Here is a 23,402-nt window from a genome sequence, read left to right on the forward strand (position 1 = left end):
GATTGTCGAGCAAGACGCAGTGGTTGAGTGGGCTCTACTACACTGATTTCATTAGCTTTTACAGCCCTACTCAACTGTGCGGAGGTGGGACAGAAATCGAATTCTAACGAATTACCGATTTCTGTCCCACTCTCTTTTCTATTGTAATCTTTCCCCAAAATGGTATATCTACTCATACATTAATAATCCAGAGCATCTGAATGACCTTTCCCGTTCCCTACAAAATAACCAGTCTTAGCATTGATACTAAAGAGATAGGTTCCATCTGGTTTAAAGAGGTTGTAATAGCCATTACCGTTAATGATATTGACACGCTCTAAAATGTATTGATTGCCAGTGATATGTCCACGTTTACGAGCAATGTTCAATACTTTTTCAAGGATACCATCACCAAATACCCAAGCCGGATTATTGACATCATTGATAGCTGCTTGGTTATACGGCACACGACTCAAGTTCCGCTGTAGTGGAACACCATCGCTTGGAAGACCATAGCCTGAATAACCTGGACTTGCAGTTCCTGCACCACTTGTAGTAGCATTTACAGCTGGAGCTGGAGTTGCATTCGAAGCTTCTGTACCACCTGTTCCTGTCACTGGGGCTGGTGTCGCAACCTGTTGTGAACGTCCCTGCGCTACTGCCTCATTCAATAAGCTATCTAATTTTTCATTGCCTGTCTTTGTTTCTGCAAAGGTCGCATCACTTTTTGCTTTGGCATTTGCATCAAGAACTCCATCTTTGATGACAGGGGAACTAAATTGAGAATTCACTTTTTGAATGGCAGAAACTTGCTTCACAAGGTCTTCATATTTTGTTTTAGCCGTATTATAATCACTGCTTCCTTCTAATTTGTCCAGCAGTTTCTTCAGATTTTCCAAGTCTCCGAATTTATCATTTTTAAGACCACTTTTTGATTTATCTACAAAAAAGGCATCATAGGCTTTGGTAAACTCTTCTAGTTTTTGAGCTTGTGTTTCACTGCTACTTGATTTAGAAGTAGAAGATGACTTGCTAGATGAAGACGATACAACTGTAGTACCACCAGATGTTCCACGACTATGCATCCAGTTATAGGTCACAAAAATGGCCGAACCGACAATCGCAAGACCTAATACAGAGTATAGAACCGTTTTGATTCGTTTACCCGCATTGCTTGGAATTTCCTCAGGAAGCTCCTCTGCTTCTTCAATTGGTTCGGTTGATGTAGGGCCAAATTTAATCTTAGCTGGTAACTCTGTTGAGATAGCATCCATTTCAGGTCTTTGTTCCAAGACCGTTTCCGTTACTTCCGGTGCCTCCACTGCTTCAGCCACTTCCGCAACTGTTTCTGAAGCTGCCAACTCTTCAGCTTTCTCCAATTCTTCTTTGGCCAACATCTTTGTATCATATTTATCCGCTTCGATTTCCGCTCGGTGTTGTTTGATGTATTTATCTAAGACATTATCACCTTCTGTCACACCTGCTTCGATTTCTTCTGCCTTTCGATTGGCCTGCCCGATCGTCATCTCTTTGGCATCTTCAAAATCTAAAATCGATTCCGTTTCTTGCTCTAATGCTTTCTTGTCCTTCTCTGTCATAAGAATCCTTTCTATGCCTTTATCTGCCGTTTTACACGTTCTCCAAAATATTGGTAGAGATCAACTTTCAGAGTCCCATTATAAAGTTTTCTTTTTTTATCTGCTTTACTACCGTATTTAGATTCAAAACTTTCATCACTGGTTAGGATAAATTTACTCCAGGTTTTGAGAGGAGCAAATACTTGTCCCATTTCAGCATACAACTTAGTCACACCTACATCATCGGATAATCGCTCCCCATATGGAGGATTAGAAATAATGACCCCATTGATCTTGTCCGAACGAAGATCCTGAACACGCATTTGTTTAAAAGTGATATCACTGCTAACACCTGCTTTTCGTGCGTTCTCTTTAGCAATATCAATCATTCGCGCATCAATATCTGTCCCCATAATATCCAAAACCAGGTCTCGATTGATTTTTTTACTGGCTTCTGTACGAACTTCTTGTATCAGACGATCGTCAACCCAATTCCACTCCTCAAAAGAGAAGGTACGTCTTAAACCTGGCGCCATGTTGCGTGCAATCATCGCTGCCTCAATACAAAAAGTACCCGAACCACATGTTGGATCAATTAAAGGCTTATCTGGGTACCAGTTTGACAACTGAAGGATAGCAGCTGCCATATTTTCCTTGATTGGTGCACCACCTTTTTCAGTCCGATAACCACGCTTGAAGAGGCTACTGCCTGTAGTATCAATCAAAACGGTAGCTTGATCTTTGAGAATCGATACTTCGATCTTGAACTCTGCCCCATTTTCTATCAAGGGAACCCCTTCTGGTCGAGCATAATGTCTTTGTAACTTTTTAACAACTGCTTTTTTCGAGATTGCCTGAACGCTAGGTTCATTATGAAGTTTTGATTTAACACATTTAGCCTTTGAAATAGGAAAACGTGCACCCAAAGGCAAATAATTTTCCCAATCCAAAGCAAAGACACCTTGAAAGAGTTCTTCAAAAGTTTTAGCTGGAAAACTACCAACAACTATCTTTACTCTATCAGCCGCACGCAACCAGAGATTCGTCTCAATGATTGTCCGAGAATCACCTTGAAACCGTACCCGTCCATTTTCAACCTGGCAATCGTAACCAAGATTTCTTAATTCCCGTCCTACTACTGCTTCTAAACCAGCAGCTGCTGTTGCGATCAATTCAAAATGTTTTTTCATATTATTCCTATCACTTTAAAAAAGGAGGTTGAGATCTCTCTCCACCTCACCAACCTATATGCAATTTTCTATAAGCCATGTTTTGTTCCAGAAATGACTAGGTACCATTTCCTTCGATAATCATCTGTCTACTGTTTCCAGTCAGAATACTATGTTCGTTTCCACGTATTCCATGCCCCGACCAAAGTTTGGGTTGCTAGCTTGAGGGGTTTACCGCGTTCCACTTTTTAGGTTTCCCTAAAAACTACGTCACTGTGGCACTTTCAGAGTTACTAGAACCTATCCAAAGACTTAGCTCTTTCACCCGCCGTAACTTGAACATCAAGTCCCTAGGCTTATGTATTCACCTAGCACAAACACTACAGGCATCACAGCCTGTGCTAGCATGGACTTTCCTCATGAGGGAAGAATCTCTCACGCGATTATCCAAAAATTGCATGATTTCAAAAATTAGAAATCTCGATCTACGATTTGTTTCCCAAAAACTTCTTTTTCTAAACGATTTAGTCGTTTCAAAATATCAAAGTTTGTAGCTGTTGTCACCTGTGGAAATTCTTGTGTTGCTGTGCTAGCAATTGGAGTCTCTTGTGGTGCAGCCTGTGATTTCTTAGCAATTTCTTCACGAAGGCGAGTATTTTCTTCACGTAATTCCTTCACTAGTGCCGCATATGTCTCGTAGTCTTTTATGACATCATCTAAAAATTCATTTACTTCATCTTTACTGTATCCGCGGACTTCTCTTTTAAAATCTTGATCAAAAATATCTTTCGCGGTAAAAATAATACTTGCCATCACTCTCTCCAATCTAGTTTATCAATTCAATTATATAAAAAAATGGTGAGAAAAATCAAGGTATAACACTTAGTTTTCGTAAAAATTTTCAGCAAAATCATTCAAGTCATCAAAACTCAATCTTTTGACATAAAATGTTTCTTTCTCTAACATCATTCTATAAAGATAGTTTAATTTTGTTTCGTTTTCAGGATCATAAAAAATATAAGCTCCTTCTACATTCCCCAACAAAAATTGATTGTATTCCTTCAATTGTCCAGTACTAACATAATGAGGATAGGCATATTTCACAAAATCTACCTGTTTGAAACGTGCTAAAATTTCCTGATTGGCTTCATTCCAATTTTCACCAACATTCTCAAACAAGAAGATCGTCGCCATTTGAAAATCGTAATCCTTTTTTAATTGAAAGGCAACTTCTAGTACCCAAGCCTCAAATCCCAAATTACCAGAAAAAACCAGCCATTTCACTCCTTCTTCAAACAAACGTCGAAGGTCCCTTTCAATGGCTTTTTTAATAATGGTCAACCGAGGGTCTTTGTTAGAAAAGACTCCCACATCAAAATTTTTATAACCCGCAACAAGTATGGTATTCATTTTTTCCTCATTATTCTAATTTATGATATAATAGAGTGATGTAATTGTACCAATAAGGAGAACTATGGTCAACTATCCACATAAAGTAGCCCCCAAAAACACGGTCTCTACTCAAAGGAAGCATCCGATCGATTTTGCGAATCGTGGTATGACATTTGAAAAAATGATCAACGAAAGTAATCAATATTATCTTTCTCGAGGCCTGGCGGTCATTCACAAGAAACCAACTCCAATTCAAATCGTGAAAGTGGATTATCCACGACGCAGTCGTGCAAAGATTGTTGAAGCATACTTTAGACAAGCCTCAACGACGGACTATTCTGGAGTATACAAGGGACGCTATATCGATTTTGAAGCTAAGGAGACACAGCAAAAGCAGTCTATGCCGATGAAAAATTTCCATCAACATCAGATCGATCATATGGAAGCGGTTGTCCTGCAAGGCGGTATCTGTTTCGTTCTATTACATTTTGCAAAACTTAACGATACCTACTTACTCCCTGCTCCTGCATTAATTCGCTTTTACAACATTGATCACGGCAGTAAGTCTATGCCCATCTCCTATATTCAGGAGCATGGCTTTCTAGTGGATAAGAATCGACTACCAAGCGTTCCTTATCTTGATATTATCGAACAGAAACTTCTAGGCGGTATTTAAATGAATAAACAAACAGTCATTCAGTGGTTGAAATATGTTGCCATCGCAGCCATTTCATTCTTTTTACTTTTATTCGTCCTTGGTGGACTGATATTTGGATATTATGCAATGAAGGCCCCAACCTTATCTGAAAAAGATTTGGTTGCAACAACATCAAGTAAGATCTATGACAACCAAAATAACTTAATTGCAGACTTGGGAGCTGAGAAACGAATCAATGTTTCCACTAATGAAATCCCTACTGATTTGGTCAATGCTATCGTAGCGATTGAAGACCACCGTTTCTTCAATCACCGTGGGGTCGATATTATTCGGATCGGCGGTTCCTTCCTTCACAACTTGCGAGGAGGAAGTCAAGGTGGTTCAACCTTGACGCAACAATTGATTAAATTAACTTATTTCTCCACATCGGCCTCTGACCGTACCCTCTCTCGTAAGATCCAAGAAGCTTGGTTGGCAACTCAACTGGAAAAGAAAGCAACCAAACAAGAAATCTTGACCTATTACGTCAATAAAGTATTTATGGCGAATGGGAACTACGGAATGCAGACCGCTGCAAAAAGTTACTACGGGAAAGATCTAAAAGATCTTTCGCTCCCTCAATTGGCACTCCTTGCGGGGATGCCCCAAGCACCAAATCAATACGATCCATACTCCCACCCTGAAGCAGCACAACAACGCCGAAACTTAGTATTAAAAGAAATGCTTGAGATGAAGACCATTTCTAACAAACAATACGAAGCGGCAGTCAATACACCTGTTACAGATGGTCTGCAAAGTCTTAGTTCTTCAAGCAGTTACCCAGCCTATATGGATAACTATCTGAAAGAAGTTATTGAGCAAGTTGAAGAAGAAACAGGTTACAATTTGCTCACAACTGGGATGGATGTTTATACAAATGTTGACACCGAAGCGCAAAAGAAACTTTGGGATATCTACAACACAGATGAATATGTCAACTACCCGGATGATGAATTACAAGTAGCTTCAACAGTTATCGATGTCAATACTGGTAAAGTTGTTGCCCAACTCGGTTCTCGTCACCAATCTAGCAATGTTTCCTTTGGTACCAACCAAGCGGTTGAAACTAATCGCGATTGGGGATCAACTATGAAGCCGATTTCAGACTATGCACCTGCTCTCGAGCATGAGGAATACACTTCTACTGCCGCTACGATCACAGATGCGCCATACAATTTCCCTCATTCATCAACACCGGTTTACAACTGGGACCGTTCTTACTATGGTAGCATTACCATGACCTATGCGATCCAACAATCTCGTAACGTTCCTGCGGTCAAAGCACTTGAAAAAGTTGGCCTTAAAAAAGCTAAGAAATTCCTCAATGGATTAGGGATCGATTACCCAGAAATGGTTTACGCCAACGCTATCTCGAGTAACACTAGCGATTCTAGCAACAAATACGGAGCCAGCAGTGAGAAAATGGCAGCTGCCTATGCTGCTTTTGCCAATGGCGGTACCTATTACAAACCATCCTATGTTAGTCGGGTTGTCTTTAGTGATGGCACAACCAAGGAATTTGAGTCCGAAGGAACTCGTGCAATGAAAGCAACAACTGCCTACATGATGACAGATATGATGAAGACAGTTCTCTTGTCTGGTTCCGGTACAAATGCTGCCATTTCGGGAATCTACCAAGCTGGTAAGACAGGTACATCAAACTATGCTGATAACGAAATCGGTAAATTGACAAAAAATGCTTATTCAAATATTGTAACACCGGATGAATTGTTTGTAGGCTACACTCCTGAATATGCCATGGCAGTATGGACAGGTTATTCCAATCGCTTTACACCAGTATTGGATAATGGAATACAGGTCGCAACGGATGTCTACCGTCAAATGATGCTCTATCTTGCTAATAATAATAACTCTGGTCATACGGATTGGACGCAACCAAGTGGACTGTATCGAAGTGGTTCTTATCTCTACTTAAACAATGGTAAGAACAACTACAATAACTACTACTATGAGCCAAGTTATTCCACTGATCAGTATTCGTATGAAGAACCATCGTCTAGCTCTTCGAACGAAGAAAATCAATCTAAACCATCTGAGCCTTCTTCGCAAGACTCTAACAATCATAACGAATAATAGAATGGAGAAGTCGGGCTTTTGCCCGGCTTTTTTTAAAACAATGGTTAAAAAACCAGAACGAATAAAATCTGATTTATTTAGTTAGACTTCCCAGCTTTTTTATTTTTGAGTATATAAAAAAAAGAGCCTTTCGGCTCTTATTAGAATGTAGACAAACTATTTTAAAGCAAAATAAGTTAAGTGATTCTGCAAAAAACAAAATTGAGTTCCAATATTTAAATCGATTTAAGAAAATACTGAAACTTTCCGCTGTGAGAAAAGTGCTTGAAACGTTATTGTTTCAGGCACTCGGAATTATTGAGACCTTAGACTCAATAATTAGTCATGGAACTTTAAAGAAGTTCGCTGACGTCCGTACTCACCTAAGGAAAGTTTTTAAGATATTTTGTCTTCAATCTGAAAAGAGCCTTTCGGCTCTTTTCTATATCATTATTTTGCTAAAGCTCCCATTGGATCCCACGGTGCTAGGACAATTGGTTCTGCTTCATAGGCTGCTAATTCGTCTGCTGTTAGGAATTCTTTACGAACCACGATTTGATAGGTATATTCATCCATCCAAGCATCAGAAGCCACAAAGTAACCATCTGTACCGACCTTGTCTCCCCATGAATTTTCAACCTTCCATTTACGAGGCTGACCTGCTTCGTCTAAATCAACCCCTGTCAAGACCATAGCGTGTGTCATGAGACTTTCTGCATAGTCCAAGCGACCCGCCTTGTCTTGTGTCAAATGAATGTCCATGCCTGCTTCAAAATCGTAGACATCTGTTGCCAGGATTCCGGCTTTACGGTTGCTGACTTGGCCTACATCTGAACCAAACCAGACAGTTTCTCCTGCTTTCATTTGAGCAATAGCTAATTCTTTCAATCGATCCATTGGAACATTTAGGTAGCGGACTGGACGGCTACCAACCACATTGCCCAGCATATCTACGGTGTAAGATTTTCCATATGGCTTATCTGTAGTTGGGGCATTGATAATGGAGACGTAATCGTCTAATTGAAGGTCTACATATTTTTTGTAGAAGCTTTGTGGAGTTAAGCCACTTTCGGTATGGAATTGGTTGTCCTTATCACGGTATGAAAAGTCAAATTCACGCGGAGGCAATCCTAAAGACATAGCCAAGAAGTTAAAGATTTCTTGCAACAACGCTTGTTTCTTGCTCGCAACTGCCTCACTATCTGCGCCTGAGTGAATCAAGTCACGCAAGATTTGCGCATCTTGACGCAAGAGTTTATTGAGGTAGGTGTTCAATTCCCGGCTATTACTTGAAGAAATCGATTCCGGATAAACTGATTTTGGAACCACTCCGTATTTCTCAAAGAGGGATACCACCATATCCCATTGACCACCATCTTGTTGTGGGGTTTGTAGGAGAAAAGCCACCTTACGGCTGGTCAATTCTTGATCTGCTGTAGCAATCACTTGCTCCAAAAACCAGTTTGATTTTTCATACTTATCCCAAAAGAAAGTATGTGCTTGAGACAATTCAAAATCCTCCAATTGGAAGCTTGAAATCATCTTGTGACGGAAGGTATTTAAAGCCGCAAACATCCAACAACGTCCAGATGCTTTTTGGTTTGTCACCTTATCCTTGGTCAAATCAAGTGAAAAAACTGGTGTATTTTCTACTGCACTCTTGCGCGTTTCAAGCGATGCATGGATCCCATTGTGGGTAACAGCATTTTCAAGAGCCGCATATTTCACATTTGCTTCATAATTAGCATAAAGCTGGTCTGTAAATTCTTTCGTTAATTCTGACATAGCAATCTCCTTTTTTCATTATTTACTATTATAATCCTTTGAGCAGAATCTTCAAGTAAAAATCACCCTATAGAGAGGGATTCTGTTTAGAATAGATGATTTTATCCCCGCAATATCCTTTGCGTTGAATGGCATGAGGGATGGTTTCTACATACTGCATTCCTGCCTTTTCCATGACTTTCCCTGAAGCAGGATTTAAACTGACATAAGTGGCTTTGATTTCTTTAAATCCGACTTTGTTCAATAAGAAATCCAAAACAGCTATGACGGCTTCTGTCATGAATCCCCGCCCCCAGAATTTCTTGCCAAGGATATAACCTAGCTCGCATGATTGACTTTCCTGGTCTTGAGAAACCACACTAATATCTCCAATTACCTGATCCAGTGATGTTTTCAAACAAAGCGCCCATTTATAAGTATCTGGTTTAAGATACTGTTCGATCCATCTTTTGATCGATTCTCTGGTTCTCTCAGTAGATGCATGGGCATCCCAGGTGACATAGTTCAGGGTTTCAGGATCAGAAGCCCAATTTTCAAACATCGCTGGTGCATCCTCCAAAACGAAAGGCCTCAAGTATAAATGCTCTGTCTCTATGACAAGACTTCCAAGATGATTCATAGATTGTCTCCCTTCATTTTTTTATGCAACTTGAACTTTGCAAGTTGGTTACTTTAATCTAGAAGAAAAGGACGGATGAAACCGCCCTTCTTTTTGATGCTTTTCACAATATTGTATGGTGAGAAGACTACGAAATTGAATTCTACGAGTTACCGATTTCTACCTCGTTTTCCTATTTTAAGACTCGGGCTAAAAAGGTCCACTGGACCTTTTTACTCCCAGAAATGATCAAATACTGTGATTGGCAAGTGGCGTTTGTGTTGGCCTTTGTACCACCATTTTTCAATAGTGGCTTGAGCTTCTGGGCTCACTTGTTTGCCTTCTAGGTAATCATCGATTTCATTATAGGTGACACCCAGCGCTACTTCATCTGCTATTCCTGGTTTTTCTTCTTCCAAATCTGCTGTTGGGATTTTCTCATAAAGAGCAGGATCGGCTCCTAAGGCCTTAAGCAATTGTTTTCCTTGGCGTTTATTCAAACGGAAAAGGGGCAAAATATCTGCACCACCATCTCCAAATTTTGTGAAGAAACCAGTAATATTTTCTGCAGCATGGTCCGTCCCAATCACCGCACCGCTACGTGCTCCAGCTAGAACATATTGAGCAATCATACGACTGCGAGCCTTAATATTGCCTTTGTTAAAATCAGAAACCTCTGTTCCAGTCGCTTCTACTGCTCGTACCATTTCGTCAGCAGACTCCTTGATATTCACAACCAGGCTAACATCCGGCTGGATAAAGGCCAATGCTTTTTGTGCATCTGCTTCATCTGCCTGTACCCCATAAGGAAGACGAACGGCAATAAATTGATAGGAGGCATCTCCTGTTTCTGCGCGCATTTCTTCCATGGCCAATTGAGCTAATCGTCCAGCAAGAGTTGAATCTTGTCCTCCTGAGATCCCTAATACAAATGTTTTCAAGAAGGGATGCTTCTTTAGATATCTTTTTAAGAAATCAACCGAGCGGCGAATCTCTTCCTGAGGATCAATGCTAGGCTTGACACCCAATTGTTGGATAATCTCTTCTTGCAAACTCATTTTGCTTCTCCTTCTCCATTGGCCTTATTACGCATTTCCTCGATCAGATCCATCTTATCCTGCCAAATATCTTTGGCCAAGTCAACTGGGTAATGCTGTGGATTGAGGACACGCTTGTATTCATCCCATAATTGATCGTAATTTTTACGAGCATATTCTTGAATTTCTGATAATGTTGGCAATTGATAAACCAATTGACCCTCTTTAAAAATATCCACTAAAAGAGGAATGGCCTCAAAGTTTCGAACTGTTTTATTAATGTAGGTATAAGTTGGATGGAACATTTTAAGTTCTGTCAGTTGTGAAACATCTACTCCATCATAAGTGATGTAGTCTCCTTCTGACTTACCTTTTTCACGGCTCGTAATCCGCCAGACTTGCTTTTTACCTGGAGTAGAAACTTTCTCGGCATTATTGGAAAGCTTGATGGTATTGATCATCTCTCCTTTATCATTTTCAACAGAAACAATTTTGTATACCGCTCCAAGCGCTGGTTGATCGTAAGCTGTAATTAACTTGGTTCCTACACCCCAAACATCAATTTTTGCTTTTTGCATTTTTAAGTTGAGGATGGTATTTTCATCCAAGTCATTAGAAGCGTAGATTTTAGCATTTGTAAACCCAGCCTCATCTAATTGCTGGCGGACCTTTTTAGAAATATAGGCAATATCTCCTGAGTCAATCCGGACGCCTAGGAAATTGATTTTATCTCCCATTTCACGCGCTACCTGAATAGCAGCAGGGACCCCAATACGCAGGGTATCATAAGTATCGACGAGGAAAACACAATCTTTATGGGTTTCCGCATAAGCCCTAAAGGCCTGGTAGTCATTTCCATAAACCTGTACAAGAGAATGGGCATGAGTTCCTAAAACTGGGATTCCAAAGAGCTTACCTGCACGTACATTACTAGTTCCATTGGCACCTCCGATGACTGCCGCACGAGTTCCCCAAATGGCCGCATCCATTTCTTGCGCACGACGGGTTCCAAATTCCATCAAAGGCTCATCTTCAATGACTGAACGAATACGAGCAGCTTTTGTGGCAATCAAGGTTTGAAAGTTGACGATATTCAAGAGAGCTGTTTCCACCAATTGACACTGGGCTAGAGGGCCCTCTACCTGAACAATTGGTTCGTTGGCAAAGACTAAGTCTCCTTCTTGAGCCGAGCGTACCGTCAGTTCCAGCTTGAGATCACGGAGATATTCCAAGAAGGCCCCATGATAACCAAGTGACTCTAAATAGGCAATATCGCTCTCAGAAAAACTCAAGTTTTCCAAGTATCTCACAATTCTCTCTAAGCCAGCAAATACTGCGTAGCCGTTTTTAAAAGGCTGTTGACGAAAATAGACTTCAAATACGGCATGTTTATTGTGGATACCTTGATCAAAATAGACCTGCATCATATTGATTTGGTATAAATCAGTATGCAAAGTTAAACTGTCATCTGGATACATATGTATACCTCTTTTTTATAGATTTGTTCTATGAATTCCTACCATAAAATTAGTACCATTATAGCATATTTCAGCCCTATTGAATACTGAAAGGAAAGCATGAAAAAAATCTGAGACAGGAAGCTCAGATTTTTTTGGATTAAAAGTTTTCTGTGATATATTTATAAACTTCTTGGCCAGCAATCGCACCGTCTCCGACGGCTGTCGTCACTTGACGTAGATCTTTTTGACGAACATCGCCAACCGCAAAAATACCTGGGACTGTGGTTCTCATATGATCATCCGTGATCACCCAGCCATTTTCATCTAAAATACCAAGTTCTGTCGCAAAATCACTGACAGGATCTAAACCGACATAGATAAAGACACCACCGAAGGCTTGCTCTCTAACCTCTCCTGTCTTCACATCTTTTAAAAGGACAGACGTTACTTTTTGTTCACCCTTAATTTCTTCAACAACCGTATTCCAAGCAAAGTGAATTTTATCATTAGCAAAGGCACGATCTTGAAGAACTTTTTGGGCACGAAGCTGGTCTCTTCGGTGAGCAATCGTCACTGTTTTTGCAAACTGAGTCAAAAAGACAGCTTCTTCTACCGCAGAATCGCCGCCACCAACGACCAAGAGATCCTCATCTCTAAAGAAAGCTCCATCACAAACAGCACAGTAGGAAACCCCTCTACTATTCAGCTCCTCTTCACCAGGGACATTCAATGAACGGTGGTTAGACCCTGTTGCAATCACCACGGTTTTAGCTTCAAATTCCCCATCATCTGTGACAATCTTTTTGGTTACTCCGAGGTCTTCGACGCGCTCTACCTGACCAAACAAATGTTCCACGCCAAGATTTTCTAAAGGCTCAAACATTTTTTCAGCCAAATCTGGGCCACTAATATTCGCATAGCCAGGATAGTTTTCGATGTCAGACGTATTGTTCATTTGACCACCTGGAATTCCTCTCTCAATCAATGCGACCTTTAAATTGCTTCGTGCTGCATAAAGGGCAGCAGTCATCCCTGCAGGACCTGCTCCAATAATCACTGTATCAAACATACTAAACCTCTTTCTGTTTTGTTGTAACCATTATAATTCTAACACGGTCTTTTTGCAATTATCGTGCTTGAAAGATAAACAAAATCCCTATGACCGCAAAGGTTAAAATAGGAATCGTCATGATATCAATTAAGAGGATATCATACAAATGGGCTTGTCGTTGCTTGGCTGTTTTATCTTTCTTCTTAAGGGCACGGTAGCCAATCCAAATACAAGAAGCGATCCCAACTAAAATCGTTGTCGTCACTAAACTTTGTAAATATAAGGACAATAATTTATTTAACATCACGACTCCAAATATTTTTACATTTTCAGAAAACAAACCCAGCTAGCATCGCCAGCTGAGTCTTACCTCTCCTCTATTATATCAAACATAGGTCCGTTTGTAACTAGCAAAGAATTCTTTTGTCCGTTCTTCTTTTGGATGTTGCATGATTTCCTCTGGTGTTCCAGATTCAATAATCCGTCCTTTATCCAAAAATAGGACCTTATCTGCTACTTGCGCTACAAAAGACATATCATGGCTGACCAGTACCATGGTTTGTCCTGATTTTGCAGCATTGGCAATGGATTTTTCAACTTCTCCAACCAATTCTGGATCCAAGGCTGAAGTCGGTTCATCCAGCAAAAGAACTTCTGGTTTCATGGCCAAAGCACGGGCCAAAGCCACCCGTTGTTTTTGTCCACCTGAGAGGTGACGAGGATAGTGATTTTCACGATCCGATAAACCGACTTTTGCTAGTTCTTCTCGAGCAATTTTCGTTGCTTCTTGATCGGATAAGCCCTTCACAACAATGAGCCCTTCTTTCACATTTTCGAGAGCTGTTTTTCTACCAAACAAATTAAACTGCTGGAACACCATGGCCAATTTTCTTCTTAAGGTTAAGATTTGATCTTGGCTAATGTGTTCAAAATCAACTTCGAAATCCTCAATCTTAATTCTACCGCTATCTGGTGCTTCCAAATAGTTTAAACTGCGTAAGAAGGTAGATTTACCAGCTCCTGAAGACCCGATTAGGGCCACGACTTCCCCTTTTTGAATTTCCAAACTTAGATTATTTAAAACCTTTTGACCTGAAAATGTCTTTGATAATTCTGAAATATAAATCATTAGATACGGACCTCCTGATCTGGTAAATCAATTGCTACGGGAGTCTCAATATCCAGTCGACGTTCAATGTGACGGCCTAGTATTTCAATGAGAATGTTCACAATCCAGTAAACAATCGATACCGTGATAAAGCGTTCAAAGTACTTCAAATCGCTCCCCCCAATAATCCGTGCTTGGGCAAAAATTTCAACCACACTGGCACTAAAGGCTAGCGAGGTTCCCTTGGTTAAGCCGATGAGAGAGTTGATTAAAGTAGGAGTTGCAACGACTGCTGCATTGGGAATAATAATCCGGCGATAAACTTGACGGTTGGTCATCCCAAGACTACGCGCTGCCTCAATTTCACCAGGATCCACTGATAAAATGGCTGCTCGGATGGTCTCACTCGCATAAGCCGCCTCATTAAAGGCAAGAGCCACAATTGCAAATAACTCAGCTGGAATGGCATTAATATTAAAAGCTGTTCCATAAGACTGATTGATCGCTTTTAAAATAAGAGGAATCCCATAATAGGTCAACATCAACTGAACCAACAAAGGAGTCCCCCGTAAAAAACTGACAAAAACAGCTTGAATCGGGTAAAGAATTCGTACACGATTAATTTTGACCAGAGCAAAAATCATGGCAAAAATAATCCCAAAAAATGCGCCTCCTAGGGCTAATAAAATCGTCACAGGCAATTTCCCTATGACAGCCGGAAATGCATCCAATACGGCTCTCAAACTAAACAGCTTGCTATCTGGAACGTGTTTTAAAAAGTCAGCATACCAGTTGGCAGTTAAAAGATTAGTTGTAAACATTTTTGTTACTTCCTTTCTCGAACATAAACATTCTATCACATTCACTATCGGAATTCCAAAAATTGCTACAGAAATAGAAAAATGATAGACTACTCAAATTTAGTCTATCATAATTTTAGACAAGTTCCTAATAGTTTTTCTTTATGGAGTTCATAAAGAAAATCTATGTTTTCTTCTGAACATTTGAAAGAAGGGGTTAGAAAGTTTGACGTTTGGCCTTTCGTTCGGCCCGACCACGCGCACGGTTTTCAGCTCGCTTAGCTTTTCTCCGCTTTTCATCAACTGCCCATTTGATTTTTTTCTTGTAGCCTGGTTTGATTTTTTTCTTTTTCTTCTTCACCAGACCAATCATTTCGATGTCGAGTTTCTCTTGCTTTTTCTCACGATTGGCCCGTCTGTCCCGATCATAAGTATCTTCAATAACCCCATTTTTCAAGACTTTAGGTACGAAACGAATTCCCATTTTTTCTAGTTCACGGATATCTGAATCATCACTCGGTTGATAAAGAGTAATAGCGACACCTGGTAGACCATTGCGCCCTGTCCGGCCAACACGGTGAACAAAGAAGGAAAGATCTTGTGGAATAGCATCGTTGATGACATGACTCACCCCTTCGATATCAATTCCACGAGCCGCTAAATCTGTGGCCACAATATACTCAAAATCTAGATTTTTAACCTGATTCATGATCCGTTTCCGTTCACGTGGTGGGATATCTCCGTGAATCTTCGCCACTTTCAATCCCTGAGCCACTAAATAGGCATGGAGATCATCTGCTCTCGTTTTGGTATTAACGAAAATCATGGCCAAATAAGGTTGCAAGGTCTTGGTCAATTGGTAAATTTGCTCATTTTTATCCCGACCCTTGGTGGAAACCAGCCAATTATCGATGGTATCTGAAATCACCGTCTTAGTCTTAATTTGCTCCATGACTGGGTTTGAGAGATATTTTTTCAAGAAAGGCTGCAATTTTTGCGGAATGGTGGCTGAAAAAACTAAAAATTGCAGTTGTTGCGGAAGACTTGAAGCAATCTTATCCACAGTAGACAAGAATCCCATGTCCAGTGTCATATCTGCCTCATCCACCACAAAAGTATGGGCCTTATGAATAGCCAGATCACCCGATGCAACCAGATCATAAATCCGGCCTGGAGTTCCAATCACGATATGTGGTTGTTTGACCTGCAGTTTTTCAATCTGACGGCTTTTATCCGTTCCTCCAACATAATTTACAATCCGAATCTCTTTTTCAGAATGACTAGCGATTTGACGAGCAGCTTGGTAAATTTGCGTCGCCAACTCCCGACTAGGAGCCGTGATGACCGCTTCTACTTGTTGGCTGTCTTCATTTAAGGTTTGAAAAATCGGCAAGAGGAAAGTATGGGTTTTCCCAGAACCTGTCTTTGACTCTCCTACCAAATCATTTCCAGCTAGGACAATCGGAATTAGTTTTTCCTGTACTTCGGTTGCTTCTCTAAAATTGATTTCTTTCAGTGCCTCTTGAATATAGGGCTTAAAATTAAACTCTGTAAATTTCATTTTCTCAGTTCCTTTCATGATCTCTATTATTATATCAGAAAAGCTGTCTTCTTGCCTCTCTTATGGGTCATTTTTCCTAACCAGCGAAGTCTCTCTGAGTCAGCAAAAAAACGATGGGCAAGCCCACCGTCGTTTTATAGGTAGAGAAGGACTAGAGTCACGACACTTGTCACCAAGGCAATGCTCCACATAAAGGCATCCACTTTCCATTCTGACCAGTTTTGCCCATTGCCAGAAAGGCCACCCAGTTCTAAATGATGGTGGAAAGGAGTCATTCGGAAAATCCGACGTCCTTCCCCGTAACGTTTCTTGGTCCATTTGAAATAGGTCACTTGTAGCATCACAGAACCTGTTTCAATGACATAGACCAGACCAATCAGGAGCAGCGTCCACTCGACATGCAAAGCCATTGACAAGGCTGCAAGCATCCCTCCAAGAGCTAGACTACCGACATCTCCCATAAAGATTTTAGCCGGCTTGTGGTTGAAGACAAAGAATCCTAGCAAGGCCCCAATCATACTCAAGGTGACAAAGAGAATGTCCCATTTCCCTTGCATATAGGCAATAAAGGAATAGGCACTCAGGCTAATGGCAACGGAGATGCTGGCTAATCCATCGATCCCATCTGTCAAATTGACAGCATTTGAGAAACCAACCAACCAAAATAAAGCAAAGAGAATGTAGAAATGGCCCAAGTAAAGTTCATATCCGAAAACATTCAAAAGGCTTCCTGCACCGTGGCGTTCAGAAAAAATATAGAAGATGATTCCACCAACAAGTTGAAGGGCCAATTTTTGTTTTGGGTTAAGACCTTCATTAATCTTACGAAAAACTTTTAAAAAGTCATCCAAAAATCCAACAATTCCATAAAGAATCAAGATAAATAGAATCAGTTGAACAGGGCGCGTGAAATTTCCAGTCAATACGGTAACGACAAAACTAACTAGAACGGCTGTAATGAGAAATACAACTCCACCCATTGTCGGAGTGCCAGCTTTCGCTTTGTGTTGTTTCACATCTTCGTGCATTTGTTGCCCAGAAATATGAGCACGATGGTAAAATCGAATAAAGGCTGGAATAGCAGCCACTGTTAATAGAAACGATACAAGGATCGTAGCAATATACATCTTAGTCTCCTAATGTTAACGTAATCTTTTTAGTTTTATTGAGTGAGGTGTTCATTTTGACACTTTGTTTAGTTACTTTCTTTCCACTACCTTTATAGGTAATCTCAATTCCAGTCCATTCTCCAAAGATGTCTGCATTTTTCTTAGTCCAACCATACATATCTGGAACCGCATCAAAGTCTTCTGTCAATAACAATACTTGCTGATTGGCTTTGACTTTAGAGCCTACATCCACAGACATCTTGCGGATATTTTTCCCAGTTCCTAGGACAATTGGTTGCACCAAATTGCGACGCAATTCCTCTGAATAAGCACCTGGGCTCAGATTTTGTTTCAGATTCAACTCCTTAGAGAGAGTTTCTACTGAAGGGATTTTGTAGGTCGTTTCTTTGGTCACATCATCCAACGTTGGTGCCTCTGAGGTTAGATGCAAATCGTCTTTTAAAGCAACTGCATCTTCCAAAATAGGATTGACCAGCTCTTCCCAGCTGGTCGCTGAGAATTTCACTTCTGGTTGTTGGACCGTCACATACATAATGAATTCAGGATCTTCTGCAGGTGTCATGGCTACAACCGAGTTGATATAATCATTTTCTCCTTGCAAGTATCCTTGATCTGTCGCCATTTGGGCAGTCCCTGATTTCACCGCAACGATTTGACCTGGTACCTGAATGATGGGTCCATCGCTGTACAAGGTTCCATACTCTGGATCTGTTCCGACGGTGATCATATAGTTCCGTGTCTGTTGTGCAGCTGATCCTGAAACTGGTTTTCCAACAACTTCTTTTTTTGATTTGCGGGCTGTGTCTGATTTTTTATCGTAAATAGCACTAATAAACTTCGGCTCCAACATTTGTCCATCATTAGCGATGGCACTAAAGGCCCGTAACATTTGAGTTTGACTGACGGAAATCCCTTGACCAAAGGCAGACATAGCTTGAGTAACATAGTTATCACCCGGAAGGCTTCCAAAACTCTCATCGCCCATGCCAAAACGGGTAGGGAGACCAAATTTGAAGCGGTGGAGGTAATTCATCCAGACGTTATTTCCCATCTTCTGCTCTAGCTTGGTCATCCCAATATTACTAGAATAGGCAAAGCCCTGTGCGATATTCATATAGCGACCTTCAGCCAGCCCCATATTGACATCCCAGTCACGGATCGTCGCATCTTTTACTTGTAGTTCGTTACTGTAGTATACTTCATTATAGGCTGGGAAAGTTCCATGATCAATCGCCGAAGCTAATAACATGACCTTCATCGTTGAACCCGGTTCATATTGATCTTGATAAAGGATGGTATTCCAGGTTTTCAAGTTTTTCAGATCCAACCCTTGTTTGGTATCCGCATTATAGGATGGACGTTGCGTTGTAGCCAGGATTTCTCCAGTTTTTGCACTCACAAGAGTCGCACTAACATACTTTCCTTTTACTTTTTCTTGGAAAACATCCATTCGCGTCTCAAGGTAGGTTTGTAATTCTGCTGAAATGGTCGTATAGACATCTTTTCCATCTTCTGTTTTGACAGAAACCTTATCTGAACCAGGAACGATATTCCCGTTTCGGTCTTTGTCATAGGTGATAACCCCATTTTGACCAGCGAGAATACGATCGAGGGATTTCTCCATCCCTGATTGCCCCTTCAAGGTTTTATTTCCCTCTTTATCTTCTTGAAGAGAGGCCTGCCCTATAAATTGAGAGGCGAAAACTCCATTTTTATAGCTTCGATTTGGACTAGTTGTAAAGGAAACCCCTTCAATCTTCGCTGCTTCCATGGCCTCACGGATAGCTGTCATATTACTATAAGTAATGCCGTTTCCGTTCGATCCAAAAGAAACCTGTTTCAATTTCTTTTGCGACAATTGCTTAATGACGTAATCCTCATCCATCCCTAAGTACTGCTTAAAGATTTCTGCTACTTTTTTAAATTGGCTCTCTTCTACATAGAGGATTTTTCCGGTTGCTGATTTGTACTTTTTATCAATAACAGCATAAACGTTATAGGTCGTAGCATCTTCAGCAATTACTGCTCCATTTCGGTCATAGATCGTTCCACGTTTTGCAGGAACAATAACCGTCTGCTCATGGACTTTTTTTGCTTGATCCGATAAGGTCACACCGAATTTTTTGTCAGTTCCAATAATCATTGCAAAATTAATCAGAAAGAGAAAAAAGAGGAAAATCGCCAGTACACTGAGATTTTTCCCAACTTGTTTTCGATTCTGATCCGGCAAGCGACGTTTCTTTATCGAATACCTGATTAAAAATTTTTTAAATTTATTCATCACTACTTGCACTCACTGTTTTTCGATTTTCTTTTTGCAGCTTCATTCCTTGGGAGCTAGCCAACTGTGATAAGCGGTCATAACGTGTTAATTCATTGACCTCTTGACGAACATCTGCCAATTCCGTCTTTTTGGCTTCTAGTTCCGTATTCAAATCAGTCAACTCACTCTGTACTTGTAAAATTCGTGTCTGCATAAAGACGATACTAATGGCTAAAATCACAGCTGTTAGGACAATCGACCCATAAAAAGCCTTTTCTACTCTAGAGAAACGGCGAAAGCGGTCTTGCAGTAGCTGTGTTCTTGTTCTCTCATCTCTTGCTGCCATATCAATTCCTCTTACTTGTGTATTTTTCGAGCAACCCGTAATTTTGCTGAATGGGATCGATTATTTCCCTCAAGCTCTTCATCACTTGGCAAAATAGGTTTCCGGTTGACCAACTCCATCTTTGGTTTCAAATCATCTGGAATAAAGGGAAGTCCCTTTGGAACCTCAACCGTCGAAGCTTCTTTAAACAATTGTTTGGTCAATCGATCCTCTAACGAATGAAAGGTAATCACAGAAATACGACCATCGAGGGCCAACAAATCCATGGCTTGCTGAATCGATTCATCTGCAGCTCCCAGTTCATCATTGACTTCGATACGAATGGCTTGGAAAATCTGTTTAGCAGGATGGCCCTTTTTCTTGAGCTCCTTAGCTGGTTTAGCAGATTTAATAATCTCTGCTAATTCAGTCGTTGTTTCAATCGGTTTAATTGCTCGTGCTTGCTCAATTTTCCGCGCAATTTGCTTGGAAAATTTGTCCTCTCCATATTTGAAAAAAATACGGACTAGAGCATGGTAATCGTAGCTATTAACGACTTCATAGGCTGTCAAGGAAGCTTCTTGATTCATCCGCATGTCTAACGGCGCATCTTTCTTGTAAGAAAATCCGCGTTCCCGTTCATCCAACTGAGGACTAGACACACCTAGGTCATAACAGATTCCATCAATTTCAGTCACACCCAATTCGTTTAGACGTTCCTTTAAATGACGAAAGTTATCCTTAATGAAGGTCACCATGCCTTTTTCGATGAATGGAGCTAAACGAATCTTAGCATTCTCAATCGCATGCTGATCTTGGTCAAAGGCATAAAGATGGCCCGATTCATTTAATTTTGTTAACAAATATTCGCTGTGGCCTGCCCCACCCAATGTGGCATCTACATAGATCCCATCTGGCTTAACATCCAGCATATCGATCGTTTCATGAAGCAAAACCGTTACATGATGAAATTCTTTACTCATATCTTTACCATTTTACCATAAATAGGAGCAAGATGCACTCCTGAAGAAAATAACACGAACGAATCCTTTCTGATCTTTTACAATCATACAAAAGATCCCTGAAAAGCTTGATTTTACTTGTTTCCTCTACAATTTATGATACAATATTCATATGAAACTAAGTAAACAGACTCTCATCCCACTTTTATTGGTCGATGCTATCGCTCTCTACTTTTTTCTAACCACTATTGAGGCTTGGATTTTTTGGCTTGCTGCCCTGATCCTAGTTGGCTCACTTTGGTGGCTTAAAAAAGCTATTCACGGACAAAAAACAGAGATGGAAGAAAAGTAATTTCTTCCATCTCTGTTTTTCTTTTGTTTCCTCCAAGAAATTCCTTAAAAGAAGTAACCGAGCTCTGAAATAGTAAAGAGAGTGGGACAGAAATCGGTCATTCGTTAGAATTCGATTTCGTCGTCCCACCTTCGCACAGTTGAGTAGGGCTGTAAAAGCTGATGAAATCAGCGTAGTAGAGCCCACTCAACCACTGCGTCTTGCTCAACAATCCAAAGACAATTGAGAGGCTAGGACTTTTGTCCCAGCCTCCTGCTGTTTATTTATTATGTTTCCAATTGCTGTAGATCCCAAAAAGAATGATCCAGATGGTTGCTCCAATCGCTCCAATGTATGTTGATTCTTGCAAGAAGAGACAAACGAATACAAAGAGGAAGAAAACAATGGTCAATGGATTCAACACTTTATAGGCTGGCATGACAAAACCATCTGGCATAAATTCTTTCGATTTACGGTACTTAAGATGGGCAAGCATGGTCAAAATGTAAATAGCAATGTAGACACCAGAAGAAGATGCCGTAATCAAGGCAAAGGCATCTGAGACACCTGGCAACACATTGATAAAGGCAGAAACAGCAACCACAATCGCAGAAAAAATAATCGCGCGACTTGGAATCCCCATACGAGATAAGCTATTCAGTTTCAAACGATTCATCACTTTACTGTTTGGTGTTTCCTTTGCAATCTGGTACAAGTGACGCCCTGTTGAATAGAGGGTGGAATTCAAGGAAGATGCAGCAGCTGTCAGTACAACAAAATTAATCAATCCTGCTGCCCACTTGATTCCAACCATCTGAAAGACCGTTACAAACGGTGACATATTGACAGGAAGCTGTTGCCAAGGGAAAATAGCCATAATCGCCAACAAAGCTCCTACATAAAAGATTACAATCCGGATTGGAATTTCTTTAATAGCTTTTGGCAATACTTGTCGGGGATTAGCTGTTTCAGAAGTAGTAATTCCAACAAATTCGATTGCTTGGTAAGCAAAGAAGACCATTTGGAAGGCCATGACGAACTTGACCCAACCATTTGGAAACATTTGAAAACCATTGGTAATGTTACTTAAGCTAGCGTGTCCAGCTGGTGTTTCAAAATTCGTCGTCACCATAAAGATTCCTGTTGCGATCAAGGCTAAAATAGTGACAATCTTGATCATTCCAAACCAGAATTCAACCTCTCCAAAAACCTTCACAGCGATCAAGTTTACACAACTTAAAAGCGCTAAAAAGATAATTTGAATCTGCCAGGCTGGCCAATTTGGAAACCAAAGCTGGACATAGTTGGAAACAGCGGTAATCTCTGCCATTCCCAAAAATACCAAGGAGACCCAATAGGACCATCCTGAAAAATAACCCCAACCTTTTCCTATATACTTGGTGATAAAGTTGATAAAGGTGTGTTGATCAGGGTCCATATAGAGCATTTCTCCGATTGCCCGCATCATCAAGTACATGAAGGCGCCAGTCAGCATATAGACTAAAATAATAGAAGGACCTGTCAAAGAAAGGGAACGACCGGCTCCAAGAAAGAGTCCTGTCCCGATGGTTCCTGCAATAGCGATCAGCTGAACATGCCGATTTTGCAGACCACGAACCATCCCATTTTCGGTTTCTTCACCAGGATGATGTTTTTTTGACATATGATTACTCCAATTCTTTTTCTGTACATTTTCAGAAAAGTATACTTCAAATTTTCACACAATCTACTATACCATGTTTTTAAAAATTGGTCAATCTAGTCCAGAATATTCTGAATTTTAAAGATACAAAAGAGTGCTGGAGTCTCTTCCAGCACTCTTTTGCTTATGAATTAGGGTCATCGAGGCTACGGCCATGCAAACCTTTTTCACGTTGCACTTGGCGTAGTTTCTCAGGTGTTACATCATTTCCTTCTTCATCCACAATTTTAATACCTTCAATGTGGTGACGAACCGAACGACGATAACCTTCAATGTATTCTTCACGAAGTTTTGCTTGTTCCACTGTTTCTTCTGGTGTCAAACCTTCTGTTTTTTTCTTTTTAGCAAGCTCATTGATACGAGCGATTTTTTCAGGTGTCATAATAAAACCTACTTTCT

Annotated in this window: 21 protein-coding genes and 1 other RNA gene; 2 read left to right on the top strand and 20 right to left on the bottom strand. The window is 40.5% G+C overall.

Going from position 1 to position 23,402, the window contains the following annotated elements:
• Nucleotides 1–179: 179 nt before the first annotated feature.
• From PCY07_RS06805 to PCY07_RS06825, 5 genes are all read right to left on the bottom strand, one after another.
• Nucleotides 180–1,577, bottom strand: coding sequence for a cell division site-positioning protein MapZ family protein (locus PCY07_RS06805; RefSeq protein WP_301355767.1), 1,398 nt, complete (start codon nucleotides 1,575–1,577; stop codon nucleotides 180–182).
• 11 nt (nucleotides 1,578–1,588) lie between these two features.
• Nucleotides 1,589–2,746 carry a class I SAM-dependent RNA methyltransferase gene (locus tag PCY07_RS06810; protein ID WP_003018161.1) on the bottom strand — a complete coding sequence of 386 codons (1,158 nt, stop codon included), beginning with the start codon at nucleotides 2,744–2,746 and terminating at the stop codon, nucleotides 1,589–1,591.
• A 66-nt stretch (nucleotides 2,747–2,812) separates the two neighbouring features.
• An RNA gene (gene rnpB / locus PCY07_RS06815) (RNase P RNA component class B) lies at nucleotides 2,813–3,180 on the bottom strand.
• Nucleotides 3,181–3,196: 16 nt separating this feature from the next.
• Nucleotides 3,197–3,538: a cell division regulator GpsB gene (gene gpsB / locus PCY07_RS06820; protein WP_003018156.1), complete on the bottom strand. Its 342-nt coding sequence runs from the start codon at nucleotides 3,536–3,538 to the stop codon at nucleotides 3,197–3,199.
• A gap of 69 nt (nucleotides 3,539–3,607) precedes the next feature.
• Nucleotides 3,608–4,135, bottom strand: coding sequence for an SLOG family protein (locus PCY07_RS06825; protein ID WP_049498847.1), 528 nt, complete (start codon nucleotides 4,133–4,135; stop codon nucleotides 3,608–3,610).
• Nucleotides 4,136–4,199: 64 nt separating this feature from the next.
• Here PCY07_RS06825 and recU point away from each other — a divergent pair, with 64 nt between their 5' ends.
• Both recU and pbp1a read left to right on the top strand, forming a co-directional pair.
• Complete coding sequence (gene recU / locus PCY07_RS06830) at nucleotides 4,200–4,793, top strand: Holliday junction resolvase RecU (RefSeq protein WP_003018166.1); 594 nt, start codon at nucleotides 4,200–4,202, stop codon at nucleotides 4,791–4,793.
• The gene (gene pbp1a, locus PCY07_RS06835) at nucleotides 4,794–6,908 is read left to right on the top strand and encodes a penicillin-binding protein PBP1A (RefSeq protein ID WP_301355772.1); all 2,115 of its coding nucleotides are present in this window, start codon (nucleotides 4,794–4,796) and stop codon (nucleotides 6,906–6,908) included.
• Between the two features lie 432 nt (nucleotides 6,909–7,340).
• Here pbp1a and pepC read toward each other — a convergent pair whose 3' ends face one another.
• The 15 genes from pepC to PCY07_RS06910 all read right to left on the bottom strand — a co-directional run bounded on the left by pepC (nucleotide 7,341) and on the right by PCY07_RS06910 (nucleotide 23,385).
• On the bottom strand, nucleotides 7,341–8,675 hold the full coding sequence (pepC, locus tag PCY07_RS06840; RefSeq protein ID WP_009732326.1) for an aminopeptidase C: 1,335 nt from the start codon (nucleotides 8,673–8,675) through the stop codon (nucleotides 7,341–7,343).
• 67 nt (nucleotides 8,676–8,742) lie between these two features.
• Nucleotides 8,743–9,294, bottom strand: a complete 552-nt coding sequence (locus PCY07_RS06845; RefSeq protein WP_049498844.1) for a GNAT family N-acetyltransferase — start codon at nucleotides 9,292–9,294, stop codon at nucleotides 8,743–8,745.
• 212 nt (nucleotides 9,295–9,506) lie between these two features.
• Nucleotides 9,507–10,331, bottom strand: a complete 825-nt coding sequence (nadE, locus tag PCY07_RS06850) for an ammonia-dependent NAD(+) synthetase (protein ID WP_049498843.1) — start codon at nucleotides 10,329–10,331, stop codon at nucleotides 9,507–9,509.
• Nucleotides 10,328–11,788 (bottom strand): nicotinate phosphoribosyltransferase, encoded by a 1,461-nt coding sequence (locus PCY07_RS06855; protein WP_049498842.1) that lies wholly within the window; start codon nucleotides 11,786–11,788, stop codon nucleotides 10,328–10,330. Before PCY07_RS06855 ends, nadE begins: the two co-directional genes overlap by 4 nt.
• Nucleotides 11,789–11,927: 139 nt before the next feature.
• Nucleotides 11,928–12,839, bottom strand: coding sequence for a thioredoxin-disulfide reductase (trxB, locus tag PCY07_RS06860; protein ID WP_049498841.1), 912 nt, complete (start codon nucleotides 12,837–12,839; stop codon nucleotides 11,928–11,930).
• Nucleotides 12,840–12,897: 58 nt separating this feature from the next.
• Nucleotides 12,898–13,125, bottom strand: a complete 228-nt coding sequence (locus tag PCY07_RS06865; protein ID WP_003003995.1) for a DUF4059 family protein — start codon at nucleotides 13,123–13,125, stop codon at nucleotides 12,898–12,900.
• 81 nt (nucleotides 13,126–13,206) lie between these two features.
• Nucleotides 13,207–13,950, bottom strand: a complete 744-nt coding sequence (locus tag PCY07_RS06870; RefSeq protein WP_049498840.1) for an amino acid ABC transporter ATP-binding protein — start codon at nucleotides 13,948–13,950, stop codon at nucleotides 13,207–13,209.
• Complete coding sequence (locus PCY07_RS06875) at nucleotides 13,950–14,750, bottom strand: amino acid ABC transporter permease (protein WP_049498839.1); 801 nt, start codon at nucleotides 14,748–14,750, stop codon at nucleotides 13,950–13,952. Before PCY07_RS06875 ends, PCY07_RS06870 begins: the two co-directional genes overlap by 1 nt.
• A 196-nt stretch (nucleotides 14,751–14,946) precedes the next feature.
• Nucleotides 14,947–16,290: a DEAD/DEAH box helicase gene (locus tag PCY07_RS06880; RefSeq protein ID WP_037608303.1), complete on the bottom strand. Its 1,344-nt coding sequence runs from the start codon at nucleotides 16,288–16,290 to the stop codon at nucleotides 14,947–14,949.
• A 134-nt stretch (nucleotides 16,291–16,424) separates the two neighbouring features.
• Nucleotides 16,425–17,417, bottom strand: coding sequence for a phospho-N-acetylmuramoyl-pentapeptide-transferase (mraY, locus tag PCY07_RS06885; RefSeq protein WP_003010371.1), 993 nt, complete (start codon nucleotides 17,415–17,417; stop codon nucleotides 16,425–16,427).
• Between the two features lies 1 nt (nucleotide 17,418).
• Nucleotides 17,419–19,701, bottom strand: coding sequence for a penicillin-binding protein PBP2X (gene pbp2X / locus PCY07_RS06890; protein ID WP_049498838.1), 2,283 nt, complete (start codon nucleotides 19,699–19,701; stop codon nucleotides 17,419–17,421).
• Nucleotides 19,694–20,029, bottom strand: a complete 336-nt coding sequence (gene ftsL / locus PCY07_RS06895) for a cell division protein FtsL (RefSeq protein ID WP_003014937.1) — start codon at nucleotides 20,027–20,029, stop codon at nucleotides 19,694–19,696. Before ftsL ends, pbp2X begins: the two co-directional genes overlap by 8 nt.
• An 11-nt stretch (nucleotides 20,030–20,040) precedes the next feature.
• Complete coding sequence (rsmH, locus tag PCY07_RS06900; protein WP_049498837.1) at nucleotides 20,041–20,991, bottom strand: 16S rRNA (cytosine(1402)-N(4))-methyltransferase RsmH; 951 nt, start codon at nucleotides 20,989–20,991, stop codon at nucleotides 20,041–20,043.
• 590 nt (nucleotides 20,992–21,581) lie between these two features.
• Nucleotides 21,582–22,964: an amino acid permease gene (locus PCY07_RS06905; RefSeq protein WP_301355783.1), complete on the bottom strand. Its 1,383-nt coding sequence runs from the start codon at nucleotides 22,962–22,964 to the stop codon at nucleotides 21,582–21,584.
• Between the two features lie 163 nt (nucleotides 22,965–23,127).
• Complete coding sequence (locus tag PCY07_RS06910) at nucleotides 23,128–23,385, bottom strand: DUF896 family protein (protein WP_003010384.1); 258 nt, start codon at nucleotides 23,383–23,385, stop codon at nucleotides 23,128–23,130.
• Between the last annotated feature and the right edge of the window lie 17 nt (nucleotides 23,386–23,402).

The organism is Streptococcus sp. SP1, from assembly GCF_030440005.1.
Lineage (GTDB): Bacteria > Bacillota > Bacilli > Lactobacillales > Streptococcaceae > Streptococcus > Streptococcus parasanguinis.

Coding starts and splice junctions, on each gene's coding strand:
- PCY07_RS06805 (WP_301355767.1), bottom strand. CDS start 1,577: ATGACAGAGAAGGACAAGAAAGCATTAGAGCAAGAAACGGAATCGATT.
- PCY07_RS06810 (WP_003018161.1), bottom strand. CDS start 2,746: ATGAAAAAACATTTTGAATTGATCGCAACAGCAGCTGCTGGTTTAGAA.
- gpsB (WP_003018156.1), bottom strand. CDS start 3,538: ATGGCAAGTATTATTTTTACCGCGAAAGATATTTTTGATCAAGATTTT.
- PCY07_RS06825 (WP_049498847.1), bottom strand. CDS start 4,135: ATGAATACCATACTTGTTGCGGGTTATAAAAATTTTGATGTGGGAGTC.
- recU (WP_003018166.1), top strand. CDS start 4,200: ATGGTCAACTATCCACATAAAGTAGCCCCCAAAAACACGGTCTCTACT.
- pbp1a (WP_301355772.1), top strand. CDS start 4,794: ATGAATAAACAAACAGTCATTCAGTGGTTGAAATATGTTGCCATCGCA.
- pepC (WP_009732326.1), bottom strand. CDS start 8,675: ATGTCAGAATTAACGAAAGAATTTACAGACCAGCTTTATGCTAATTAT.
- PCY07_RS06845 (WP_049498844.1), bottom strand. CDS start 9,294: ATGAATCATCTTGGAAGTCTTGTCATAGAGACAGAGCATTTATACTTG.
- nadE (WP_049498843.1), bottom strand. CDS start 10,331: ATGAGTTTGCAAGAAGAGATTATCCAACAATTGGGTGTCAAGCCTAGC.
- PCY07_RS06855 (WP_049498842.1), bottom strand. CDS start 11,788: ATGTATCCAGATGACAGTTTAACTTTGCATACTGATTTATACCAAATC.
- trxB (WP_049498841.1), bottom strand. CDS start 12,839: ATGTTTGATACAGTGATTATTGGAGCAGGTCCTGCAGGGATGACTGCT.
- PCY07_RS06865 (WP_003003995.1), bottom strand. CDS start 13,125: ATGTTAAATAAATTATTGTCCTTATATTTACAAAGTTTAGTGACGACA.
- PCY07_RS06870 (WP_049498840.1), bottom strand. CDS start 13,950: ATGATTTATATTTCAGAATTATCAAAGACATTTTCAGGTCAAAAGGTT.
- PCY07_RS06875 (WP_049498839.1), bottom strand. CDS start 14,750: ATGTTTACAACTAATCTTTTAACTGCCAACTGGTATGCTGACTTTTTA.
- PCY07_RS06880 (WP_037608303.1), bottom strand. CDS start 16,290: ATGAAATTTACAGAGTTTAATTTTAAGCCCTATATTCAAGAGGCACTG.
- mraY (WP_003010371.1), bottom strand. CDS start 17,417: ATGTATATTGCTACGATCCTTGTATCGTTTCTATTAACAGTGGCTGCT.
- pbp2X (WP_049498838.1), bottom strand. CDS start 19,701: ATGAATAAATTTAAAAAATTTTTAATCAGGTATTCGATAAAGAAACGT.
- ftsL (WP_003014937.1), bottom strand. CDS start 20,029: ATGGCAGCAAGAGATGAGAGAACAAGAACACAGCTACTGCAAGACCGC.
- rsmH (WP_049498837.1), bottom strand. CDS start 20,991: ATGAGTAAAGAATTTCATCATGTAACGGTTTTGCTTCATGAAACGATC.
- PCY07_RS06905 (WP_301355783.1), bottom strand. CDS start 22,964: ATGTCAAAAAAACATCATCCTGGTGAAGAAACCGAAAATGGGATGGTT.
- PCY07_RS06910 (WP_003010384.1), bottom strand. CDS start 23,385: ATGACACCTGAAAAAATCGCTCGTATCAATGAGCTTGCTAAAAAGAAA.